The sequence below is a fragment of the Burkholderiaceae bacterium genome (assembly GCA_024235995.1).
GTDB lineage: Bacteria > Pseudomonadota > Gammaproteobacteria > Burkholderiales > Burkholderiaceae_C > Ottowia.
Window position 1 is genome coordinate 2,631,982 of record JACKLI010000001.1, and the last position, 21,394, is coordinate 2,653,375.

Sequence of the window (21,394 nt, forward strand, 5' to 3'; positions counted from 1 at the left end):
TACCTTAGGCAAGCGTGAAAGACCACAATCTGACTTCGATCAACGGAACGCGCATTGGCCTCAGCGCGTTCAAAATCGAGGCTTTTGCCCCCTGCCTCACCCGCCACCACCATGACCCATCTGATCGCCGGCAAGAGCCTGAACACCTGGCTGCACGAATTTCCGCTGCTGCGCGAGCTACGGGCGCTGAAGGAGCTGAGCTGGTTCAACCCCACCGTGCAGCCCGCCGCCCAGGCCCTGCCCGGGGTAGGGCTGACGGTGGCCGACATCGACGCCGCGGCCGACCGGCTGCGCCGCTTCGCGCCCTATCTGGCCGAGGTGTTCCCGGCCACGCGCTCCAGCGGCGGCATCATCGAATCGCCCCTGGTGGCCGTGCCCGCCATGCAGCGGCTGCTGGGGCAGGCCGGCGGCGCCCCCATCCCGGGGCAACTGTGGGTCAAGCTCGACAGCGAGCTGCCGGTCAGCGGATCGATCAAGGCGCGCGGCGGCATCTACGAGGTGCTCAAGCACGCCGAGGACCTGGCGCTGGCCGCCGGCCTGATCGATCCGCAGGGCGACTACCGGCAGTTCGCCTCGCCGCGCGTGCGCGCGTTTCTCGGCCGCCACAAGGTGGCCGTCGGCTCCACCGGCAACCTGGGCCTGTCGATCGGCATCATGAGCGCGCAGCTGGGTTTTCAGGCCAGCGTGCACATGTCCAGCGACGCGCGGCCCTGGAAGAAGGAGCGCCTGCGCGCCCACGGCGTGCGGGTGTTCGAGTACGACAGCGACTATTCGGTGGCCGTGGCCCAGGGCCGCGCCGAGGCGGCGGGCGACCCATCCACCTACTTCGTCGACGACGAGAACTCGGTCAGCCTGTTTCTGGGCTACGCGGTGGCTGGCCGGCGCCTGGCCGGGCAGTTGCAGGCGCTGGACGTACGCGTGGACGCCGATCACCCGCTGCTGGTGTACCTGCCCTGCGGCGTGGGCGGCGGGCCGGGCGGCGTGGCCTTTGGCCTAAAGACGGTGTTTGGCGACCACGTGCACTGCTTTTTTGCCGAGCCCACGCACGCGCCGTGCATGCTGCTGGGCCTTTACACCGGGCGCCACGACGCATTGAGCGTGCAGGACTTCGGCATCGACAACGTCACCGCCGCCGACGGGCTGGCCGTGGGGCGAGCCTCGGGCTTCGTCGGCCGGCGCATGGCGCACCTGATCGACGGCTGCTTCACGGTGGACGACGACACGCTGTTTCGCGCCCTCTCGATGCTGCACGACAGCGAGGCGATCGACATCGAGCCGTCGGCGGCGGCGGGCTTCGTGGGCCCGGTCCGGGTGCTGGCCCACGCGGACGGCTTGCGCCACGCCGGCCTTGACGCGGACCGACTGGCCGGCGCCACCCACATCGCCTGGGCCACCGGCGGCAGCATGGTGCCGCGCGAGGAGATGGCGGCCTACATCGCCCGGGGCGCTGCGCTGCGCGGGTGAGCGGCGTCCTAGGCTGCCTGCCAGAGCCCGAAATCGACGTGGCGCCGGGCCGCCTCGAAATCGCGGTCGGTCGTCAGCAGGGTCAGCTCGTACCGGCGGCACAGCTGGATCAGCAGCGCGTCGATGGTGCCGACCTGCACGCCTTTGCGCCGGCAGCGGTTGCGCAGGTCGGCGGCGTCGATGTGGTCGCCGCGGTCGGGCTGCAGCAGCGCCAACGCGGCGAAGCGTTCGATCAAGGCATCACGCGCCTTGGGGCCCGAAAAGCCTTGCAGCAACTCCTGCAGGACCAGCCCCGTGGTGAACACCTGTTGCGCGCCCAACAGGGCGGCGCGCAAGACCGCCACCTGCGGCTCGCCCTGCTCGGCGTCGCGCCGCAGCGCCAGCGACCAGACGCTGGTGTCCACCAGCAGGCTCATCTCTTTGCGGCCGGCTTGCGGGTGCGCTCGGCCTTGTAGTCGAACGCATCGTCCCAGAGCAGCGTGCCGAACAGCTCGGCCACGCGCCGCTGCTCGCGCCGGGCGATGAACTCGTGCAAGGCGCGCGTGACGGCCGCCTTCTTGGACGGCTCGCCACTGACGCGGAAAGCCTGCTCCAGCAGATCGGGATCGAGGGCGAGGTTGGTTGCCATGTGTAGCTCCTTACACACAAGTCTAGTCATTCCGACGGCCAACTTCAAGGACGGTTCAGTCCAGCCGCATCAACACCTCATCGGCAATGGCCAGACAACTGGTGAGGCCCGGCGACTCGATGCCCAGCAGGTTGACCAGGCCCGGCACGCCATGCTCGCGCGGGCCCTGGATGACGAAGTCCGCCGCCGGCTCGCCGGGGCCCGTCAGCTTGGGGCGCATGCCGGCGTAGCCCGCTTGCAGGGCGCCGTCGGGCAGGCCGGGCCAGTAGCGGCGTACCTCGGCGGCAAACGCGGCGGCGCGCGCGGGGTCGACCTGCAGATCGTCGGGCGAAGCCACCCACTGCACGTCGGGGCCGAACCGGGCCTGCTCGCCCAGATCCAGCGTGAGGTGCACGCCCAGGCTGGCCGAGTCGCGCTCGACCACGGGGTAGATCAGGCGCGCAAACGGCGCCCGGCCCGCCAGGGTGAAGTAGCTGCCCCTGGCCCAGCGCGTGGGCAGCGGCGGGCGGCAGGCTGCGGGTAGGCCCTGCGTGCGGTGCGTGAGCGCGATGGCGCCCAGGCCGGCGGCATTGACCACCTGGCGCGCCGCCAGGGTGGTGTCGCCATCGGCGCCGGCAACTTCAATAATGATAGTGCCTTGCGCATGTTTGTCGCGGGCAACAAGGCTTTTTACCTTTGAATGCGTAACCAGCAGGCCGCCCGCGTTCTGCACGTCGCCCAGCAGCGCCAGCATCAGGCCGTGGCTGTCGATGATGCCGGTGGAGGGCGAATGCAGAGCCGCCTGGCATTGCAGTTGCGGCTCCAGGGCGCGGGCCTGATCGCCGCCCAGCCATTGCAGGTCGGCCACGCCGTTGGCGGCGGCGCGCGCCTGGATGGCGCGCAGCTCCTGCTCTTGCGCCGCGCTGGCGGCCACGATGAGCTTGCCGCAGCGCCGGTGGGCGATGCCGCGCTCGGCGCAGTAGGCGTAAAGCAGGTCGCGCCCCTGCACGCACAGCCGCGCCTTGAGCGAGCCGGCCGGGTAGTAGATGCCGGCATGGATGACCTCACTGTTGCGCGCGCTGGTCTGGGTGCCGAAGCTGTCCTCGGCCTCCAGCACCAGCACCTCGCGCCCGGCCAGCGCCAGGGCGCGGGCCACCGCCAGGCCGACGACTCCGGCGCCGACAACGACGCAATCGACTCGTTCGATCATCACCCCGCCCGTCTTTCGCGCAATTGGTTTGCCCGCCCCAACACCGGCCCGCGCCCGCGGCCGGCTTTTTTCGGCGCGAACCGTTCAGGAGCTGCAAAATTTTTCGGCTATCCGGATTTCTGTGTTGAAGGAGGCTTCCGGTGATTGAGTGCCTCCGTGTGGAAACCGACGTTGCACAGCCCGCAAATGAGCTGCTGCCGGCGGGTGTTGCCGCGCACCAGAACGACCACGTTCGCCTTGTCGTCCTTGGTCCGTCCCAGCTCGCAGCCGCAGCTCTGGCACCGGTTGCCCTGTTCCCGCTTCAGGAGCTGCAACTGGGTGGGGTTGGCAGGGTAGACGGTCGCCAGCCGCCACGGCTCCAGCGGCCCCTTGCCGTACAGGAGACGGGCGCGCAGCACCTCGAAGGTGTACCCCCGGCCCTGCCGGTTGATGGTCTTGGCGACCCCGTTCAGCGCCTCGGTGTAGGCGTTGGTGATGGGGTGGTCGAAGTACGCCAGAATCTCCGTCCGCCAGTTCTTCATGGCGGTCGTGAGAGTCTTGAAGTCCGCCTTCAGGCTGGCTGGGATGGTCCCCGGGAAGGCGTCGAAGGCCGCCACGGCCTGCGCCTTGGGCAGGTCGTAGATGTTGTAGAACGCCTCTTTCAGCCCGTAGGCGGCGGCCAGCTCGGGCTCGTTGGCCAGCCACATGTCCAGATTGAACCGGCCCTTCTCGGCCAGCTTGGCGTACCGCATGTTCAGCATCGCCTTGGACTGGAGCCACAGGCGCCGCTCGCCAGCCTTGCGCTGCTTCTGGAGCCGGATGCGGACCCGCTCCATGCAGTAGTTCGCCATGCGGACGACGTGGAACTTGTCGATGACCACCGGTCGGCCAGGGAACATCTGGTGCGACACGTCCCGGTACGGCCGCCACATGTCGATGGCCACGCCCTTGACCCAGTGCCGGTCCTTGAACCGGTGCAGCCACCCCGCCAAGGTCGCCTTGTCCCGGTCCGGCAGCATGTCGAGGATGCGGCGCTCCCCGATGTCCGTCAGGACGCAGCGCATCTTCCCGTCGATTTGGGTCTCGTCGATGCCCAGCCAGTCTGGCATCTCCGGCCGGTGGCTGGCCTCCAGTTCGGCCATGTACTCCGCCCCCAGCGTCCGGACCGTCTTGTCGTCGCACCCCACGTTCTCCGCGATGCGGGTGAAGGTGTCCCGCAGGCTGTGGGCCTTGATGTAGGTGGCGCAGCGCTCCGTCATGCGCCGGCCCTCCAAGATGCCGCCCAGCGGCTGCAGGAAGGTCTCCTTGCAGGAGGTGCACCGGTATCGCTGGACCTTCGCCCGCAGCTTGGCCGGCTTCCCGCGCATCGGAATGTCGACGTAAGTAGTAGCTTTGGTGCCGTGCCGGTAGATGCAGTCGAGGGTGCCGCACTTTGGGCAGGCGGTAGGCATGGGCAGCGGGTACTCCGCCTCCAGCACGTCCGCCCCGTCCTCCTCGGTGCGACCCAGCACCGTCCAGCCCTTCAGGTCGAGGATGTCCGTCATCCCCGGATTGTCGTGTGGATGGGGTCACCGCTTGTCAATGGCGGCGAGGTACTTGGCTCGGGCGGCGTTGGCTCCCGCTGCGTAGTCGGTATCACCGTCACAGCGGTCGGAAGCGATGACAGCCCGGATGCGAGACAGCTCGCGCACCAGCATTTGCTGGGTGAAGGTGGCAATCCACACCGGCACATCGTTCTCCAAGACCGTGCCCTTGATGTACTTGGGGAAGGCGGGCTTCTGCCGGACGAGCTGCTCGGCAGCGCCCAACACGTCCTGCCAAGCCGGCAGCGCCGGCCTCTGGGGCGTGTCGATGCCCATTGGCGGGTCGCACACCTCCTCTTTGCCATGCTTCGCCATCGTCTGCCGGGCCAGTTTCCTTGCAGCGTCAATCTTGGCCAGCGCGCCCTCGTAATTCTCGTTCATAGCAGGAACCTCAGGATGAACCACGCGCAGTACAGGGCTGCGCAGATGAAGAAAAAGGCAGTCAATTCACTTCTCTCGGACCAAGACTTGAGCCGCCCGGAGAACCTCGCGTGCGAAGGTGCTGGGCAGGATATTCCCCGCCGCATCGAACGACCGACCCAAGCAGTCGGCCACATCTTGGTCCGTCAGCCGAGGCATCCGGTCATCGCATCCGTTCGCGCAGGAGCCCGTCTCGTTGCAGTAGTCTGCGTGCGGACATGGGCCGGTGGTCGCCTCGCCGTGATGCCACAGGAATGCGCAGTAGGCCGCCACATCCAGTGGGTCCCCTTTTGCAACGTGCTTCCGCAGTTCCTTGCGACACTCGCCCATCCAGTCGTCAGTCGCCCACCCGTCGGAGTAGCCGTACTTCTCCTCTGCGGCGGCGAGTTTTTCCTTCAGAGCTGCGGCGAACCGGTCCACAAGGGCGGCGGTCTTAGGATGCAGTTTCACTTGGTTTCCTTTCCACACGAAAATCCGACTCAGGAGGATACTGCATGGTCACCTGTTCCACAAGTTATTCCGGAGAGCCAATTTTTCATGATTCCACAGTAAACGAGCCCCGTGAAAAAGCGCAAGTCATGACGTCCCGGAATCGGGATATGAAATAATGGTAATAATCAATTGCAAGTTGAAAATTTTCTGGAGGGAGATATCGCGCCATGACACTTTTTTCATTCTCACCGCGTTGGGCCCGGGCACTGGGTGGCGCGGTGTTGGCCTTGGCCAGCCTCGGCGCCGCCGCGCAGACGCGCTACACCCTGTCGGGCACCGATTACGAACTGGTCGCCTGGCCCTCTGCCGCGACCGGAACCGACAGCATTTCCAGCGACCCCTGGTCGTCCGAGTTCGGCGCCGGCACCATCGCCGTGGGGAGCCCGGGCGGCCTGGAGTCCGCGCCCTCGACGGTCGGCGATTTCTACAGCGCCCCGGTGTACGCCAACGCGGGCTACGGCATCACGGGCACCCCTTTGTTCCGGGTCAACAACGGCCAGTCCGAGCCGGACGGCAGCGATATCGTCACCACCTACACCGTCACCGCGGCCCAGTTGCCGAAGGAGTTGATGCTCTACGTCGGCGGCGAGGCACTGGGCACGGCCAACAGCGGTCTCAAATACGTGCGCTGGGCCTGGGCTTCCGCGCAGCCGGGCACGCGGTTCGAGGTGCTGGCCCACACGCCCAGCCTGACGGTATCGGGATCGGGCAGCCCGGCCTTGTCCTGGCGCACCTTCGGCAGCGACAACAACGTGGCCATGGCGCTGGTGCGCATCACCAACCCGGCGGGCATCGGGAACTTCTCGGTCACTTCCAACCGCCTGGATACGGACGGCTCGGAGCGGGTGTACACCAACACCAACCAGCGGGCCGACTACAACGGCATCGCCATTCTGGTGCCTCGGCCTGCCGCCGTTTCCGTGGCCCAGGCCGTGCCGACGCTCGGAATGGGTGGGCTGGCGCTGCTTCTGGCCGCCCTGGGGGGTGCTGCGGCATGGGCGATGCGGCGCCAGCCGACCAGCTGGTCACGCTCGCGGTGAGCCGGCACCAGCGAAGACGCACACCAGCGCGGCGCATACGGCGCAAAGCCGTGGTTCAGCGCTCCCACGCCGTGGCCGGTGACCACCGGCGCGCCCTTCCGCATGGCTCAGCCACATCGTGGTAGGGCATGCCGCTCCCTGCACGCACAGCCGCGCCTTGAACAAGCCGGCCGGGCAATAGATGCCGGCATGGATGACCTCGCTGTTGCGCGCACTGGTACCTCGCGCCCGGCCGGCGCCCAGGGCCAGGCCAACGACTCCGGCGCCAATGACGACCGTGTCGACCTGCTCGATGTTGCTCACAACTCGAAGCCGGCTAGCACGGCGGCGGCGTTGCACCCCAGCTCGGCTGCCGCGTAGCCGCCCTCCAGGATGAAGGCGGTGGGCAGGCCCGCGCGCGCCAGGCGCTGGCCCAGGCGGGTGAAGTCCGGCGTTTGCAGTTGGAAGGTGCTGATGGGGTCGCCCGCGAAGGTGTCCAGGCCCAGCGACACCACCAGCGCGTCGGCGCCGTGGCGGGCGATGCGCGCCAAGGCCTGCTCCAGCGCGGCAAACCAGTCGGCCACGCCCGCGCGGGCCGGCAGCGGCAGGTTGAGGTTGAAGCCCTGCCCCGCCGCCGCGCCAGTCTCGTCGGCATGGCCCAGGTAGAAGGGGTATTCGGTGCGCGGGTCGCCGTGGATGCTGCAAAACAGCACGTCGGCGCGGTCGTAAAAAATGGCCTGCGTGCCGTTGCCGTGGTGGTAGTCCACGTCCAGCACGGCCACGCGCGCCGCGCCGCCGTGGCGCAGGGCCTGCGCGCAGACGGCGGCGTTGTTGATGAAGCAGTAGCCGCCCATGAAGTCAGGCCCCGCGTGGTGGCCGGGCGGGCGGGTGGCGCAGAAGGCGGCGCGCTCGCCCGCCTGCAGGGCCTGCGCGGCGCTGGCGGCGGCATCGGCCGCGGCCTTGGCCGCCGCCCAGGTGCCCGCGGCCAGCGGGCTGCCGTTGTCCATCGAATACAGGCCCAGGCGGGCAATGAAGTTGGCCGGCTCCACGTCGCTGCGCAGCGTGCGCACCGGCCACACGCTGGGAAAGGGCTGCACGGCGGCGTTGGCACCGTCCAGCGCCAGCCACTGCGCCCAGGCGGTGCGCAAAAAATCGAGGTAGCGCGGCGCGTGCACCTGGCTCAGCACGGCGCGGCTGTCGACGCCGGGCGGGCGCAGCGGGTGGCCGGCGGCGCGCAGCGCGTCTTCGACGAAGCGCGCGCGGCTGGGATTCTCGAAGCAAGGCACGCGCTGGCCGCGAAAGAACTCGCTCTCGGGCGCATGCAGGGCCTGCTCGGAGGTGTGAAAGCACAGCATGGCGAAAGCTCACAAAGGCAGACGGCGCGCCGCCACCGGCGCAAAACCATGGTCCAGCGGCCCCACGCCGTGGCCGGTGCGCACCTTTGCTCCTTCTTGCAGCGCCTGCCGCACGTAGGCGCGGGCGGCGCGCACGGCGGCGCCCAGGTCCAGCCCCAGCGCCAAGTGCGCGGCGATGGCCGACGACAGCGTGCAGCCCGCGCCGTGCAGGTTGCGCGTGGCGATGCGCGCATCCGTCAGGCGCTGCGGCGGCTGGCCGGCGATGGCCAGCACGTCCAGCACCTCGTCGCCCGGCAGGTGCCCGCCCTTGAGCAGCACGGCGCGCGCGCCCTGCCCCAGCAAGGCCTGGGCGGCGGGCTCCAGGTCGGCGGCGCTGGCGATGGGACGGCCCAGCAGCAGCGCGGCCTCGTCCAGGTTGGGGGTGACGATGCTGGCGCGGGGAAACAGATCATTGACCAGCGCCTGCACGGCGGGCGGCTCGATCAGCGGCGCGCCGGTGGCCGACACCATCACCGGGTCGAGCACCACGGCGCGCAGCGCGTGGCGGTCGATGGCGGCGGCCACCGTGCGCACGGTTTCGCTCGCGTGCAGCATGCCGATCTTGACCGCGTGCGCGCCGATGTCGCCCAGCACGGCGTCGATCTGCGCGGCCAGAAAATCCGCCGGCGCGGCGTGAATGGCGGTGACGCCCCGGGTGTTCTGCGCCGTCAGCGCGGTGATGGCGCTCATGCCGTAGCAGCCCAGCGCGGCGAAGGTTTTCAGGTCGGCCTGGATGCCCGCGCCGCCGCCGCTGTCGCTGCCGGCGATGGTGAGCACGCGCACGTACTGGTGGGTGAATTCAATGGTTTTCATGATCAAAAAAGGCTCTGGCGCCCATGCAGCAAGCGCGCCATGCTATCGACTCAAGAGTGATGGATGGGGCAGCGCCGGCACGGGCAGGCGCGGCAAACCGTGGCCTGCCGCCAGCGCCGCCTGCCAGCCGGGCACGCTTTGCGCGGGCTGGGCCCCCAGGCCGCGCACCACGCACACGCCCGCCGCACCGCATTGCGCCGCCTGCGTGGCCTGATCGGGCCGCAGGATGCCGCCGATGGCCACCACCGGCGCGCCGGCCATGCGCACCCACCAGGCCAGGTTGTCCAGGCCCTGTGGCCGCCAGGGCATGGCCTTGGTCAGCGTGGGCCAGACCGGCCCGCAGGCCGCGTACCACGGCGCCAGCGCGCGCGCGCGGCACAGCTCCCACAGGCTGTGGCTGCTGATGCCCAGCCGCAGGCCGCTGGCGGCCAGCGCGGCGCGGCCCGCGTCGCCCAGCGCCAACAGGTCTTCCTGGCCCAGGTGCGCGGCGGGGGCGCCCAGCTCGGCCGCCAAGCGCCAGTGGTCGTTGACGACCAGGGTGGCGCCCGCTTCCCGGCAGGCATCCAGGGCCTGCGCGATCGATGCGCGCAACGCGGCGTCGGGCGCGCCGGGCGCCTTGATGCGCAACTGCACCGTCTTCACACCAGCCTGCACCGCCTGGCGCACGCGCTCGGCGCTGTCCACGATGGCGTACAGGCCGATGCCGCTTTTTTCAAACGAATTAGGTCTATCGCCAGCATCCAGCAAGCGCGAACAGCTATCAAAATCGAAGTTCTCACCCCAGGACATCAGGGGCAGCCGCTCGGGCCGCGCGCCAAAGCCGGCCTGCGCCAGCACCGGCCCCGCGCCCTGCCCGGCCGCATGGCCGTGGGCAATGGCATGCGCCGTCGCCATCTTGGCCAGCACCAGCGCGTCGGCCGGCACGAAGCCCAGCGCCAGCGCGCAGGCCGCGCTGCTGGCAAAGGTGCAGCCTGTCCCGTGGGTATGCGGCGTGGCGATGCGCGGCAGGGCCAGCCAGCCGCGGGCGTGGGGGGTGTCGATCCAGTCCAGCGCCCAACCCGGTGCGTGCGTGCTGTCGCCGCCGGTGATGGCGATGGCACCGGCGCCTGCCGCCTGCAGGGCCTGGGCCAGCATGGGGATGGATGCACCGCTGCCCACCAGCCGCCGCGCCTCGCGCTCGTTGGGCGTCAGCACCGTGGCGCGTGGCAGCAGCAGATCGCGATACGCCTGCACCACCGCATCGCCGGCAAACGCCGCGCCGGTGCTGGCGCCCAGCACCGAGTCGATCACTAGGGCCAGCGGCGCGCGCTGGCGCAGGCGGTCCACCCAGCGCGCCAGCACGGCGATGTTGCCGGCGCTACCCAGCAGCCCGGTCTTGATGGCCGCGGGCGGCATGTCGTCGGCCAGCGCGGCCAGTTGCGCGTCCAGCACGTCCGGCGGCACCGGCTCGATGCGCGTCACCGCCCGCGAGTTCTGCGCCGTGACGGCGGCCACCACCGGGCACAGGTGCACGCCAAAGGCCTGCGCGGCGCGCGCATCGGCGCTCAGGCCGGCGCCGCCGCCACTGTCGTTGCCGGCAATGCTCCAGACGATCGGCATCGCTTCTTTTTCAGGAGCATCCTGCGCTTGCTTCATGCTGGCCACGGCCTTATCCGATCAACAGCGGGTTGCCCGTCACCGGCGTGGTGGCGACGGCAAAATCCTGCCGCGCCATCACCCCGGCGCGGTACGCGGCGCGCCCGGCCTCGATGGCCTGCCTGAAGGCGCCGGCCATGCGCACCGGGTCGGGCGACTGGCTGACGGCGCTGTTGAGCAGCACCGCGTCAAAGCCCATCTCCAGCGCCTGCGCCGCGTGGCTGGGCGCGCCGATGCCGGCGTCCACGATCAGCACCACGTCCGGCAAACGCTCGCGCAGCAAACGCAGCGCAAAGGGGTTGAGCAGGCCCTGGCCCGAGCCGATGGGTGCGCCCCAGGGCATCAGCAGCGGGCAGCCGGCGTCCAGCAGGCGCTTGCACGTGACCAGGTCGTCGGTGCAGTACGGGAACACCGTGAAGCCGTCGCGCGCCAGTTGCCGCGCCGCCTGCACCAGCTCCAGCGGGTCGGGCTGCAGCGTGTATTCGTCGCCCACCACCTCCAGCTTGACCCAGGGCGTGCCGTACAGCTCGCGCGCCATGTGGGCCAGTTGCACCGCCTCGCGCGCGCTGGTGCAGCCGGCGGTGTTGGGCAGCAGGCGCGCGCCGTGCTGCCGCATGGCGTGGCGGATGATGTCGACAAAGCCGTTGTCGCCGCCCGCGGCCAACTGGCGCCTGAGGCCCACGGTGACCACCTGCGCGCCCGACGCAGCCATCGCATCGGCCAGCACCTGGGGCGACGGATAGCCCGCCGTGCCCAGCAGAAAGCGGCTGGACAGGCGCACGTCGCCCACCGCCCAGGAATCGGTATCAAGCATGGCGCGCCCTCTCCATCACAAGCTCAGCCAGCCGCCGCGCAGGCCCAGCGCCGCCACCCCGGCGGCCAGCACCAGCAGGCCGAAGCCCACCCATTCGCGCGGCGAGAACACCGCCCGCCCGTGCCCGCGCCGGGCCCAGGCATACAGCAGCGCGCCCGGCGCGTACAAAAGCGAGCCCAGCAGCAAATATTTGATGCCGCCGGCATACACCAGCCACAGCGCATACAGCAGCGCCAGCACCGAAATGGCGGCGTCGCGCCGCCGGTGCCCATTCTCGTGCCGGGCGTAGCATTCGCCGCGCAGCGCCACGTTCAGCGCGTGCCCCGCCGCCCAGGTGTAGGGCAGCAGGATCATGGCCGTGCCCAGGTTGACCAGCGACAGATAGGTCGATTCACTGACCAGGGTCACCAGCAAAAAGAACTGCACCGAGCCGCTGGTCAGCCACAGCGAGGCGGCCGGCGCGCCGTGCGCGTTCTCGCGCGCCAGCCAGGCGGGCGCCGAGCCGTCGCGCGCCGCCGAGTACAGCGTCTCGGCCGACAGCATCAGCCACGACAGCAGCGCCCCCGACAGCGAGATGAACAGCCCCACGCTGATCAACACGCCGCCCCAGGGGCCCACCGCGCGCTCCAGCACGTGGGCCATGGACGGGTTTTTCAGCGCGGCCAGCTCGGGCTGCGCCATCACGCCCATCGACAGCAGGCTGACCGCCACCAGCAGCGCCAGCACGAACAGAAAACCCGCCAGCGTGGCGCGCCCCACGTCCACCCGCCGCACCGCGTGGGCCGAATACACGCTGGCGCCCTCCACGCCGATGAACACCCACACCGTCACCAGCATCATGCCGCGCACCTGCTCCAGCACGCCGCCCAGCGCGGGGTTGGCGCGGCCCCACACGTCGGCGCCGAACACCAGCGGCTGAAACGCCAGCGCCACCAGCAGCACGAACAAAAGCAGCGGCACCAGCTTGGCCACCGTCGTCACCTGGTTGATCCGCGCCGCCTCGCGCACGCCGCGCAGCACCAGCGCGTGCGTGCCCCACAGCATGACCGAGGCGCAGGCCACCGCCGTGCGGGTGTTGCCATCGCCAAACACCGGCCAGTAGTGGCCCAGGGTGGAAAACAGCAGCACGTAGTAGCCCACGTTGCCCAGCACCGCCATGAACCAGTAGCCCCAGGCCGAGCTGAAGCCGGTGAAGGGCCCGAAGCTGGCGCGCGCATAGGCGTAGATGCCCGAGTCCAGCTGCGGCTGGCGCAGCGCCAGGCTGAGGAACACGAAGGCCAGCGCCAGCATGCCGATGCCGGTGATCAGCCAGGCCAGCGCCGTGGCCCCCACGCCCGCGCTGGCCGCCGTGTTCTGCGGGATGGAGAAGATGCCCCCGCCCACCATAGAGCCGACCACCAGCGCCGTCAGCGCGCCCACCCCGAGTTTTTTTGAGTTGCTTGCCATCGTGCCTACCCGCCGACGATGGGCTGAAACAGCAGCACCTGATCGCCAGCCTGAAGCACGCAATTTTGCCGTGCCGCGCGCGGCACGAATTCGGCGTTGACCGCCGTGCCCACGGCCTGCGGCGCGTGGCCCAGCGCCTCGACCAGCTGCGCCAGCGTGGTGCCCGGGGTGACGGCGTGCGGCGCGCCATCCAGCGTGATCTGCACGGGCGGCGCAGGCGATGCACCGTCGCTCATGCCATCGCCCCGGTTGGCGCCGCCCAGCCGGCCTGCGCCAGCGCCTGCTCCACCAGCGCGGGCGCCAGCAGCCAGCCGTGGCGGAACAGCCCGTTGATGGCCAGCCTGCGGCCCGCGTGCTCGATGCGCGGGTTGTTGTCGGGCAAGGCCGGGCGCAGGTTCACGTCCAGGCGCACGATGCGCGCCTCGGCCAGCACAGGCAGCACGCTGTGCGCGGCGGCCATCAGCTCCACCGCGCTGCGCAGGCTGACGGGCGAACGGTCTTCGCTCTCGATCTCGCTGGCGCCCACCATCAGCAGGTCGGCCGAGCGCGGCACGATGTAGACGCGGTGGCGTGGGTGCAGCAGGCGCAGCTGGCGCGTCAGGCCGTGGCCCGGGCAGTGCAGCCCGATGACTTCGCCGCGCACGCCGCGCACGGGCATGGCAGCCTCGGGCAAGGAAGCAGAGCCCCGGGCGCCGACCCCGCGCACGTCGATCACGGCATCGAACTTCAAGGCCCGCCCATCGGCCAGATGCAGCACGCCTGTGCCCTCATCCGCCTGCACGCCCGCCACCGGCGCGCCCCAATGCCAGCGCACACCCGGCGCCGTGGCCTGTAGGGCCAACATGGTCGCCACGGTGTCGATGTGGCCCTCGCCCGGAAGCAGCCAGGCCTGCGCGGGGCCCTGAATGGACGGCTCCAGCTCACGCAGCGCCTGCATCGACAAGGGCTCGATCGCGCCATGTTCGCGCGGCCATTGCGGCGACTGCGCCGCGTGCATCAGGCGGTCCAGCACGCGCTGCGCCGCCCCCGCGTCGCCACGGTGCGCCAGCAGCACGCTGCCCTGCACCGACAGCAGCGGCTGCGGCGTGGGCAGCGCGGCCGCGATCTGCCGCCACAGCACGATCGAGCGCCAGCCCAGGGCGGCAACGGCCGGCTCGGCGTTGTCCAGCTCGGCCATCGGGCTGAGCATGCCCGCGGCCGTGAAGCCGGCCGCTGTCGGCACATAGCCTTCGTCCGGCGCCTGGCTGCGAAACACCGGCTGCGGACCGGTGGCGGCGTCGAACACCTGCACCGCGTGCCCGGCGCGGGCCAGGCGCCAGGCCAGCAGGCGGCCAAGCAGGCCGGCGCCGGCAATGCCGATGGATTGAACGGCGGGCCCCATGTCACACCGGCTGAATGGGGATGTACAACTCGCCGCCCTGCCGGGCGAACTCGCCGGCCTTTTCATCCATGCCCGCCTTCAGCGCGTCGGCCTCGTTCAAGCCCTTGGCGGCGGCAAAGTCGCGCACCTCCTGCGTGATCTTCATCGAGCAGAACTTGGGCCCGCACATGCTGCAGAAGTGCGCCGTCTTGGCGGCGTCCTTAGGCAGGGTCTCGTCGTGAAATTCGCGCGCGGTCTCCGGGTCCAGCCCCAGGTTGAACTGGTCTTCCCAGCGGAACTCGAAGCGCGCGTGGCTGATCGCGTCGTCGCGCGCCCGCGCCGCCGGGTGTCCCTTGGCCACGTCGGCCGCGTGCGCGGCGATCTTGTAGGCAATGATGCCCTGCTTGACGTCGTCGCGGTCGGGCAGGCCCAGGTGCTCCTTGGGCGTGACGTAGCACAGCATGGCCGTTCCCATCCAACCGATCATGGCCGCGCCGATGGCCGACGCGATGTGGTCGTAGCCCGGCGCGATGTCGATGGTGAGCGGGCCCAGGGTGTAGAACGGCGCCTCGTGGCAGTGCTTGAGCTGCTCGTCCATGTTGGCCTGGATCATGTGCAGGGGCACGTGGCCGGGGCCTTCGATCATGGTCTGCACGTCGTGCTTCCAGGCCAGCTGCGTCAGCTCGCCCAGGGTGCGCAGCTCGGCAAACTGCGCCTCGTCGTTGGCGTCGGCCGCGCAGCCGGGGCGCAGGCCATCGCCCAGGCTGAAGCTCACGTCATACGCCTTCATGATCTCGCAAATGTCTTCGAAGTGCGTGTACAGAAAGCTCTCCTGGTGGTGCGCCATGCACCATTTGGCCATGATCGAGCCACCGCGGCTGACGATGCCCGTCACGCGCTCGGCCGTCAGGTGGATGAAGGGCAGGCGCACGCCGGCGTGGATGGTGAAGTAGTCCACGCCCTGCTCGGCCTGCTCGATCAGCGTGTCGCGGAAGATGTCCCACGTCAGGTCTTCGGCAATGCCGCCCACCTTTTCCAGCGCCTGGTAGATCGGCACGGTGCCGATGGGCACGGGCGAGTTGCGCACGATCCAGTCGCGCGTGGTGTGGATGTTCTTGCCGGTGCTCAGATCCATCACCGTGTCCGCGCCCCAGCGGATCGACCACACCAGCTTTTCCACCTCCTCCTCGATGCTGCTGGTGACGGCGCTGTTGCCGATGTTGGCGTTGATCTTGACGCGGAAATTGCGCCCGATGGCCATCGGCTCGATCTCGGGGTGGTTGATGTTGGCAGGGATGATGGCGCGGCCGCGCGCCACCTCGTCGCGCACGAACTCGGGGGTGATGGCTTGGGGAATGGTGGCGCCCAGCGGGTTGCCGCGGCGGCGCGCCTCGCGCCGCGCATCGCTCAGGTAGTCGGCCAGCCATTCGCGGCGGCCGTTTTCGCGCAGCGCGACGTATTCCATCTCGGGCGTGACGATGCCGCGCCGGGCGTAGTGCATCTGCGTGACGTTGGCGCCGCTTCTTGCGCGGCGCGGCTGGCGCTGCAGGCCGGCGGCCTCGGCACGCAGCTGCGCGATGCGCTCGGCATCGCGCCCTTCGCGCTTGCCGCCGTCGTCCAGGATGCGGGCCAGGCGGCCTGCGTAGCTTTTGGTGTCGCCGCGCTCGGCGATCCAGGGCGCGCGCACGCTGCCCAGGCCGCGGCGCACGTCGATGTCGGCCATGGGGTCGGTGTAAGGCCCCGAGGTGTCGTACAGAGACACGGTGCGCCCGTTGGTGAGCCGCACGTCGCGCACCGGCACGCGGATGTCCGGCCGGCTGCCGGCGATGGCGCCCTTGGTGGACGCGGGCAGGGGCGCGCGCGTGACGGCAAGCAGTTGGTCGAGCTTTTCAGGGGCGTTCATGGCAGGTCTCCGGTGGTTGCCTCGGTGGGGGCTCCGGGTCGCCTGCCGCGCCGGGCCTCGTCGAGGGGGCCGGGCGCCGGGTGCGCTGCTCATCCTTACGCCGGTACTAACCGGATCAAGTTGACGGGTTCGGCCACGATGGCCATCTCAGCTCGCCTTGCGGCGGGCACCCCGGAGTGGCCGCGATCATAGCGCAGCGGGCGATACAAGCACAGCCCCGCCGCCCGATCGCGCCAATACCCCTACAGCGCTTGACGGCGCGGGCGCAGCGTATCCTGACCGCTTCGCGATGAAGCCATCGACGACGCCATGACCAAGGCCATTCCCGCCCACAACGTCCGCATCAAACGCGCCTACGAGGCGCCCGCGCCCGAGGACGGCGCGCGCATCCTGATCGACCGCCTGTGGCCGCGCGGCATCAAGAAGGAAAACCTGGCGCTGGCCGAGTGGGAGAAAGACCTGTCGCCCAGCACCGAGCTGCGCCAGTGGTACGGCCACGAGCCCACGCGCTGGGACGAGTTTCGCCGCCGCTACGCGGCCGAGCTGCGCCCCCATGCCGAGCGCTTCGAGGCGCTGCGCGAACGCGCGCGCCAGGGCGTGGTCACCCTGGTCTTTTCGTCGCATGAAGAAAGGCTGAACAACGCCGCCGCGCTGCGCGAATTCCTGCTGCATCCCGGCGGCCTGGGCGACGTGCGCTGACATTCTGCGAAAGGACAAACCCATGACCCAACGGCTGAATTACCAGCAAGCTGCCCCCGATGGCCTGAAGGCCATGCTGGGGCTGGAGAACTACGCCCGCAACAGCGGCCTGGAGCATTCGCTGCTGGAGCTGGTCAAGACCCGCGTGTCGCAAATCAACGGCTGCGCCTTTTGCCTGGACATGCACACCAAGGACGCGCGCGCCGCCGGCGAGACCGAGCAGCGCCTGTACATGCTGGGCGCCTGGCGCGAGGCCGGCAGGATGTACACCCCGCGCGAGCGCGCCGCCCTGGGCTGGGCCGAGGCCGTGACCCGGCTGACGAACCAGGAAGTGAGCGACGCGGTCTACGACGAGGCACGCCAGCAGTTCAGCGAGAAGGAGCTGGTCGACCTGACGCTGGCCGTCATCGCCATCAACGGCTGGAACCGCCTGTCGATCCCCTTCCGCGTGGAGGCGGGCCATTACCAGCCGGCGCAGCGCTCCAAGGCCTGACAACACCCGGACCCACCGCCATGAGCAACCGCATGTACCCGCAAGCCGACGCCGACATCGCACGCAAGCGCCGCGAGCTGGCGCCCAAGCAACTCGAAGCCTTCCGCGCCTTCAGCGCCGCGTGCTTTGCCGACGGCGCGCTGCCGGGCAAGATGAAGCAGCTGATCGCCGTGGCCGTGGCGCACGTCACGCAGTGCCCCTACTGCATCCGCGGCCACACCGAGGCTGCGCTCAAGGCCGGCGCCAGCGAGGCCGAGATCATGGAAGCCATCTGGGTGGCTGCCGAAATGCGTGCCGGCGGCGCCTACGCGCATTCGGCGCTGGCGATCGACACCATGGCCGCGCACGCGCAGGCCCACGGCGGCTGAGCAGGCGGCTTCAGCGCCCGCGCTTTTCGCCGCGCTCGCGCGCCCGCCGTGCCTGGCGGCTTTCCTGCGCCCGCGCGGCGGCATCCTCGCGCCGGCGCCGGCGCTGCTGCCAGCGGCGCGACAGCGTGCGCCCCAGCCAGAAGGCACCCGCCCCCGTGACGACCATGATCGCCATGCCCAGCGCGGAAACGTCCTGGCCCCACATCACAGCACCCGCACGATGTCGCTTGGCTTGAAGCCGAAGCTGCCTTCCTTGCCCTTGCGCCCACGCGCGGCGCGGGCGTTGTTCAGGCTGCGGATTTCCAGCACCTCCTCGCGCGGCTTGCCGCCGCGCCCCACGCCGGTGATGCGCACGCTGCGCACATAGGCGGCCGCGCCGGCCAGGCTGTCCTTGGCGTCCAGCTGCATCAGCATCAGGCCGCGGCCGCCCTTGTCCATCTGGCGCAGCTCGCCGATCTCGAAACTCAGGAGGCGCCCGCCCACGGAGACGCAGGCCACATGCGTGGCCGCTATCGCACCGATAGCTGCTGGCGCTTGTCCATCCAGGGCCAGCACCGGTTTTGACTCGGAATCCAGCACCACCAGCGAGGGGCGGCACACCTGCTCGTCGCCGCCCAGGCTGAGGAACGCCTTGCCACCCCGGTTGCGCCCGCACATCTGCGCCACGGACGCCAGAAAGCCGTAGCCGCCCGAGCCCGAGAGCAGCAGCACGGCGCTTTCGGGCCCGGCAAAGTAATGCCGCACCTCGGTGCCCGCCTCCAGCTCGATCAGCGTGGTGATGGGCTGGCCGTCGCCGCGCCCGCCCGGCAGGCTGGCCACCGGCACGCTGTACACGCGGCCGTTGCTGCCGAAGACCAGCAGTTGGTCGACGGTGCGGCACTCGAAGGTGCCGTACAGCGCGTCGCCCGACTTGAAGGCAAAGCCCGCCGCATCGTGCCCATGGCCTTGGCGCGCGCGCACCCAGCCTTTTTCGCTGACGACCACCGTCACCGGCTCGTCCAGCACCTTGACCTCGGCCACGGCCTTCTTCTCGGCCTGGATCAGCGTGCGGCGCGCATCCGCAAACTCCTTCGCATCCTGCTCGATCTCCTTGATCATCAAGCGGCGCAGCGTGGCCGGGCTGCCCAGCACCTCTTCCAGGCCGCCCTGCTCCTTGCGCAGCTCACTCAGCTCCTGCTCGATCTTGATCGCCTCCAGCCGCGCCAGCTGCCGCAGGCGGATGTCGAGGATGTCGTCAGCCTGGCGCTCGCTCAAGTTGAAGCGCGCGATCAGCGCCGCCTTGGGCTCATCGGCCTGGCGGATGATGGCAATCACCTCGTCGATGTTGAGCAGCACCAGTTGCCGCCCTTCGAGGATGTGGATGCGGTCGAGCACCTTGGCCAGCCGGTGCTGGCTGCGCCGCGTGATGGTCTGCTGGCGGAAATCGACCCACTCCACCAGCATCTGCCGCAGCGACTTCTGCACCGGCCGCCCGTCCAGGCCGATGCTGGTCAGGTTGATGGGGCTGGACGTTTCCAGGCTGGTGTGCACCAGCAGCGTGTTGGCCAGCTCGTCGGGGGCGATGGTGCGGCTCTTGGGCTCGAACACCAGGCGCACCGGTGCGTCCTTGCTCGACTCGTCGCGCACGCCGTCGAGCACCGCCAGCACCGTGGCCTTGAGCTGGTTCTGCTCCTGCGTTACCGCCTTCTTGCCGGCCTTGACCTTGGGGTTGGTCAGCTCCTCGATCTCTTCCAGCACCTTCTGCGCCGAGGTGCCGGGCGGCAGCTCGGTCACCACCATCTGCCACTGCCCGCGGGCCAGGTCCTCCACCTGCCAGCGCGCGCGCACCTTCAGGCTGCCGCGCCCGCTCTCGTAGGCGGCGCGGATGTCGCTCTCGCTGCTGATGATCTGCCCGCCGCCCGGATAGTCCGGCCCCGGCAGCAGCGCGAACAACTCGTCGTCGCTGAGCCTGGCGTTCTTGACCAGCGCCACGCAGGCATCGGCCACCTCGCGCAGGTTGTGGCTGGGGATCTCGGTGGCCAGGCCCACGGCAATGCCGCTGGCGCCGTTGAGCAGCGCGAACGGCAGGCGCGCCGGCAGTTGGCGCGGCTCCTCCGTGCTGCCGTCGTAGTTGGGCACGAAGTCCACCGTGCCCTGGTCGATCTCGGCCAGCAGCAGGCGCGTGATCTTGGCCAAGCGCGCCTCGGTGTAGCGCATGGCGGCGGCGCCATCGCCATCGCGGCTGCCGAAGTTGCCCTGCCCGTCGATCAGCGGATAGCGCTGCGAAAAGTCCTGCGCCATGCGCACCAGCGCGTCATACGCCGCGCTGTCGCCGTGCGGGTGAAAGCGCCCCAGCACATCGCCCACCACGCGCGCGCTCTTCACCGGCCGCGCCGGCACGTTGCCCCCCGCCCCGCCCCAGCCCAGGCCCATACGCTCCATCGCGTACAGGATGCGCCGCTGCACGGGCTTTTGCCCATCGGCCACGTCGGGCAGCGCCCGGCCCTTGACCACGCTGAGCGCGTATTCGAGATAAGCGCGCTGGGCGTATTGGCCCAGGGCCAGTTGGTCGCCTTCTTCTTCGGGGGTGAGCAGGTCGGGGGTCGTCAGGTCATTCATGCTTCAAATTCAATAGCTTCTTGCGCTTGATTGGCAAGCGCTGCAAGCGAATACGTTTCAATCTTTAATGCCACCCAGCTCCTGCTCGATGGCCTCGATGCTGGGCAGGCTGGTTTGCAGTTCGTCGGGCAGGGATTCGATCAGCTTGTACTCCGCCACGCCCATCGGCTGCGACTTGTCACCCAGGGCATATTCGGCCACGACCTTGTTCTTGCTTTTGCACAGCAACAGGCCGATGGTGGGCTTGTCCTGCTCGGTCTTGACCTGCCGGTCCACCGCCGTGAGATAAAAACCCAGTTGGCCCAGATGCTCGGGCTTGAACTTGCCCGCCTTGAGCTCGATCACCACATAGCAGCGCAGCTTGAGGTGATAGAACAGCAGGTCGATAAAGAATTCCTCCCCGCCCACGTCCAGCAGCACCTGCCGGCCGACAAAGGCAAAGCCCGCGCAGCTCCAGCAAAAACTCGGTGACATGCTTGACCAGAGCGTGCTCGATCTCGCGCTCCTCGGCCTCATCCGTCAGGCCGAGAAAGTCGAAGCGATAGGGGTCTTTGAGCGACTCGCGTGCCAAGTCGGATTGCGGCTTGGGCAAGCGCTCGTCGAAGTTGGTGACGGCGCTGCCGCTGCGCTCGCGCAGGCGGGTTTCGATCTGCATCACCAGCACATTGCGCGACCAGTTGTGCTCGATGGCCTTGGCGGCGTACCAGCGGCGCTCCAGTTCGGTCTTCAACTTGGACAGCAGCACCAGGTTATGCCCCCACGGCAATTGTCCAACAGCCTGTTGGACAAATTCGGCATCCGGCCACGCCTGGGCAAAAGCGCGCATGTACATCAGGTTGGCCCGCGAAAACCCTTTCATCGCAGGAAAGGCCAAACGCAAATCGTGCTCCAGCCGCTCGATCACCTTCGCGCCCCAGCCCTGATCCGCCTGCCGCGCCAAGATGTCCCGTCCGATCTGCCAGTACAGCAGCACCAGTTCGCGGTTAACCGCCAGCGTGGCACGCTGCTGGGCGCTGTGGATGCGGGTTTTGAGCTCCAGCAGCCAGTCGGCGTAACCCTGCGGCAGGGGTATGAGGGAGGCAGGTTGGTCATTCATG

At 69.3% G+C, this 21,394-nt stretch carries 21 protein-coding genes, 1 pseudogene and 1 riboswitch; of the genes and pseudogenes, 5 read left to right on the forward strand and 17 right to left on the reverse strand.

Annotated elements, in window-relative coordinates:
• Positions 1–111 precede the first annotated feature (111 nt).
• Positions 112–1,464 carry a D-serine ammonia-lyase gene (locus H6927_12575; protein ID MCP5218930.1) on the forward strand — a complete coding sequence of 451 codons (1,353 nt, stop codon included), beginning with the start codon at positions 112–114 and terminating at the stop codon, positions 1,462–1,464.
• 8 nt (positions 1,465–1,472) lie between these two features.
• On the opposite strand, the gene H6927_12580 is transcribed toward H6927_12575, so the two are convergent.
• The 6 genes from H6927_12580 to H6927_12605 form a co-directional block, all read right to left on the reverse strand.
• Entirely contained in the window at positions 1,473–1,880 is a 408-nt protein-coding gene (locus H6927_12580; protein ID MCP5218931.1) for a PIN domain-containing protein, read from the reverse strand.
• Positions 1,877–2,092 carry a type II toxin-antitoxin system VapB family antitoxin gene (locus H6927_12585; GenBank protein MCP5218932.1) on the reverse strand — a complete coding sequence of 72 codons (216 nt, stop codon included), beginning with the start codon at positions 2,090–2,092 and terminating at the stop codon, positions 1,877–1,879. The genes H6927_12580 and H6927_12585 overlap by 4 nt, the downstream gene beginning before the upstream one ends.
• Positions 2,093–2,147: 55 nt before the next feature.
• Positions 2,148–3,281 carry an NAD(P)/FAD-dependent oxidoreductase gene (locus H6927_12590; protein ID MCP5218933.1) on the reverse strand — a complete coding sequence of 378 codons (1,134 nt, stop codon included), beginning with the start codon at positions 3,279–3,281 and terminating at the stop codon, positions 2,148–2,150.
• Positions 3,282–3,388: 107 nt separating this feature from the next.
• Entirely contained in the window at positions 3,389–4,804 is a 1,416-nt protein-coding gene (locus H6927_12595) for an ISL3 family transposase (GenBank protein ID MCP5218934.1), read from the reverse strand.
• Positions 4,805–4,828: 24 nt separating this feature from the next.
• Positions 4,829–5,224 (reverse strand): hypothetical protein, encoded by a 396-nt coding sequence (locus H6927_12600; protein MCP5218935.1) that lies wholly within the window; start codon positions 5,222–5,224, stop codon positions 4,829–4,831.
• A gap of 66 nt (positions 5,225–5,290) precedes the next feature.
• Entirely contained in the window at positions 5,291–5,713 is a 423-nt protein-coding gene (locus H6927_12605) for a hypothetical protein (protein MCP5218936.1), read from the reverse strand.
• 209 nt (positions 5,714–5,922) lie between these two features.
• On the opposite strand from H6927_12605, the gene H6927_12610 reads away from it, so the two are divergent.
• Positions 5,923–6,795 carry a hypothetical protein gene (locus H6927_12610; GenBank protein MCP5218937.1) on the forward strand — a complete coding sequence of 291 codons (873 nt, stop codon included), beginning with the start codon at positions 5,923–5,925 and terminating at the stop codon, positions 6,793–6,795.
• Between the two features lie 299 nt (positions 6,796–7,094).
• Here H6927_12610 and H6927_12615 read toward each other — a convergent pair whose 3' ends face one another.
• Genes H6927_12615 through thiC form a run of 8 tightly spaced genes read right to left on the reverse strand, consistent with a single transcriptional unit; the run spans position 7,095 to position 16,139 of the window.
• Positions 7,095–8,129 (reverse strand): histone deacetylase family protein, encoded by a 1,035-nt coding sequence (locus H6927_12615; protein ID MCP5218938.1) that lies wholly within the window; start codon positions 8,127–8,129, stop codon positions 7,095–7,097.
• A gap of 9 nt (positions 8,130–8,138) precedes the next feature.
• Positions 8,139–8,981: a bifunctional hydroxymethylpyrimidine kinase/phosphomethylpyrimidine kinase gene (thiD, locus tag H6927_12620; GenBank protein ID MCP5218939.1), complete on the reverse strand. Its 843-nt coding sequence runs from the start codon at positions 8,979–8,981 to the stop codon at positions 8,139–8,141.
• Positions 8,982–9,023: 42 nt separating this feature from the next.
• Entirely contained in the window at positions 9,024–10,616 is a 1,593-nt protein-coding gene (locus tag H6927_12625; GenBank protein MCP5218940.1) for a bifunctional hydroxymethylpyrimidine kinase/phosphomethylpyrimidine kinase, read from the reverse strand.
• Positions 10,617–10,629: 13 nt separating this feature from the next.
• Positions 10,630–11,430, reverse strand: coding sequence for a thiazole synthase (locus H6927_12630; GenBank protein MCP5218941.1), 801 nt, complete (start codon positions 11,428–11,430; stop codon positions 10,630–10,632).
• A 15-nt stretch (positions 11,431–11,445) separates the two neighbouring features.
• A complete protein-coding gene (gene arcD / locus H6927_12635) occupies positions 11,446–12,876 on the reverse strand; it encodes an arginine-ornithine antiporter (GenBank protein MCP5218942.1) in 1,431 nt (476 codons plus the stop codon).
• 5 nt (positions 12,877–12,881) lie between these two features.
• A complete protein-coding gene (thiS, locus tag H6927_12640; protein MCP5218943.1) occupies positions 12,882–13,112 on the reverse strand; it encodes a sulfur carrier protein ThiS in 231 nt (76 codons plus the stop codon).
• Complete coding sequence (locus H6927_12645; GenBank protein ID MCP5218944.1) at positions 13,109–14,257, reverse strand: FAD-dependent oxidoreductase; 1,149 nt, start codon at positions 14,255–14,257, stop codon at positions 13,109–13,111. Before H6927_12645 ends, thiS begins: the two co-directional genes overlap by 4 nt.
• 1 nt (position 14,258) lies before the next feature.
• Positions 14,259–16,139 carry a phosphomethylpyrimidine synthase ThiC gene (gene thiC, locus H6927_12650; protein MCP5218945.1) on the reverse strand — a complete coding sequence of 627 codons (1,881 nt, stop codon included), beginning with the start codon at positions 16,137–16,139 and terminating at the stop codon, positions 14,259–14,261.
• Between the two features lie 74 nt (positions 16,140–16,213).
• A riboswitch (TPP riboswitch) is annotated at positions 16,214–16,323 on the reverse strand.
• A 125-nt stretch (positions 16,324–16,448) separates the two neighbouring features.
• Between thiC and H6927_12655 the strand changes: the two genes are divergently transcribed.
• The 3 genes from H6927_12655 to H6927_12665 are packed head-to-tail and all read left to right on the forward strand — an operon-like array spanning position 16,449 to position 17,699.
• Positions 16,449–16,838, forward strand: coding sequence for a DUF488 family protein (locus tag H6927_12655; protein ID MCP5218946.1), 390 nt, complete (start codon positions 16,449–16,451; stop codon positions 16,836–16,838).
• 22 nt (positions 16,839–16,860) lie between these two features.
• Positions 16,861–17,331 carry a carboxymuconolactone decarboxylase family protein gene (locus tag H6927_12660; GenBank protein MCP5218947.1) on the forward strand — a complete coding sequence of 157 codons (471 nt, stop codon included), beginning with the start codon at positions 16,861–16,863 and terminating at the stop codon, positions 17,329–17,331.
• A gap of 20 nt (positions 17,332–17,351) precedes the next feature.
• Positions 17,352–17,699 (forward strand): carboxymuconolactone decarboxylase family protein, encoded by a 348-nt coding sequence (locus tag H6927_12665; protein MCP5218948.1) that lies wholly within the window; start codon positions 17,352–17,354, stop codon positions 17,697–17,699.
• Positions 17,700–17,709: 10 nt separating this feature from the next.
• Here H6927_12665 and H6927_12670 read toward each other — a convergent pair whose 3' ends face one another.
• From H6927_12670 to H6927_12680, 3 genes and pseudogenes are all read right to left on the reverse strand, one after another.
• Positions 17,710–17,904, reverse strand: coding sequence for a hypothetical protein (locus tag H6927_12670; GenBank protein MCP5218949.1), 195 nt, complete (start codon positions 17,902–17,904; stop codon positions 17,710–17,712).
• Positions 17,904–20,297, reverse strand: a complete 2,394-nt coding sequence (parC, locus tag H6927_12675; protein MCP5218950.1) for a DNA topoisomerase IV subunit A — start codon at positions 20,295–20,297, stop codon at positions 17,904–17,906. The genes H6927_12670 and parC overlap by 1 nt, the downstream gene beginning before the upstream one ends.
• 57 nt (positions 20,298–20,354) lie before the next feature.
• A pseudogene (locus H6927_12680) lies at positions 20,355–21,393 on the reverse strand (DUF1016 domain-containing protein).
• Position 21,394 lies beyond the last annotated feature (1 nt).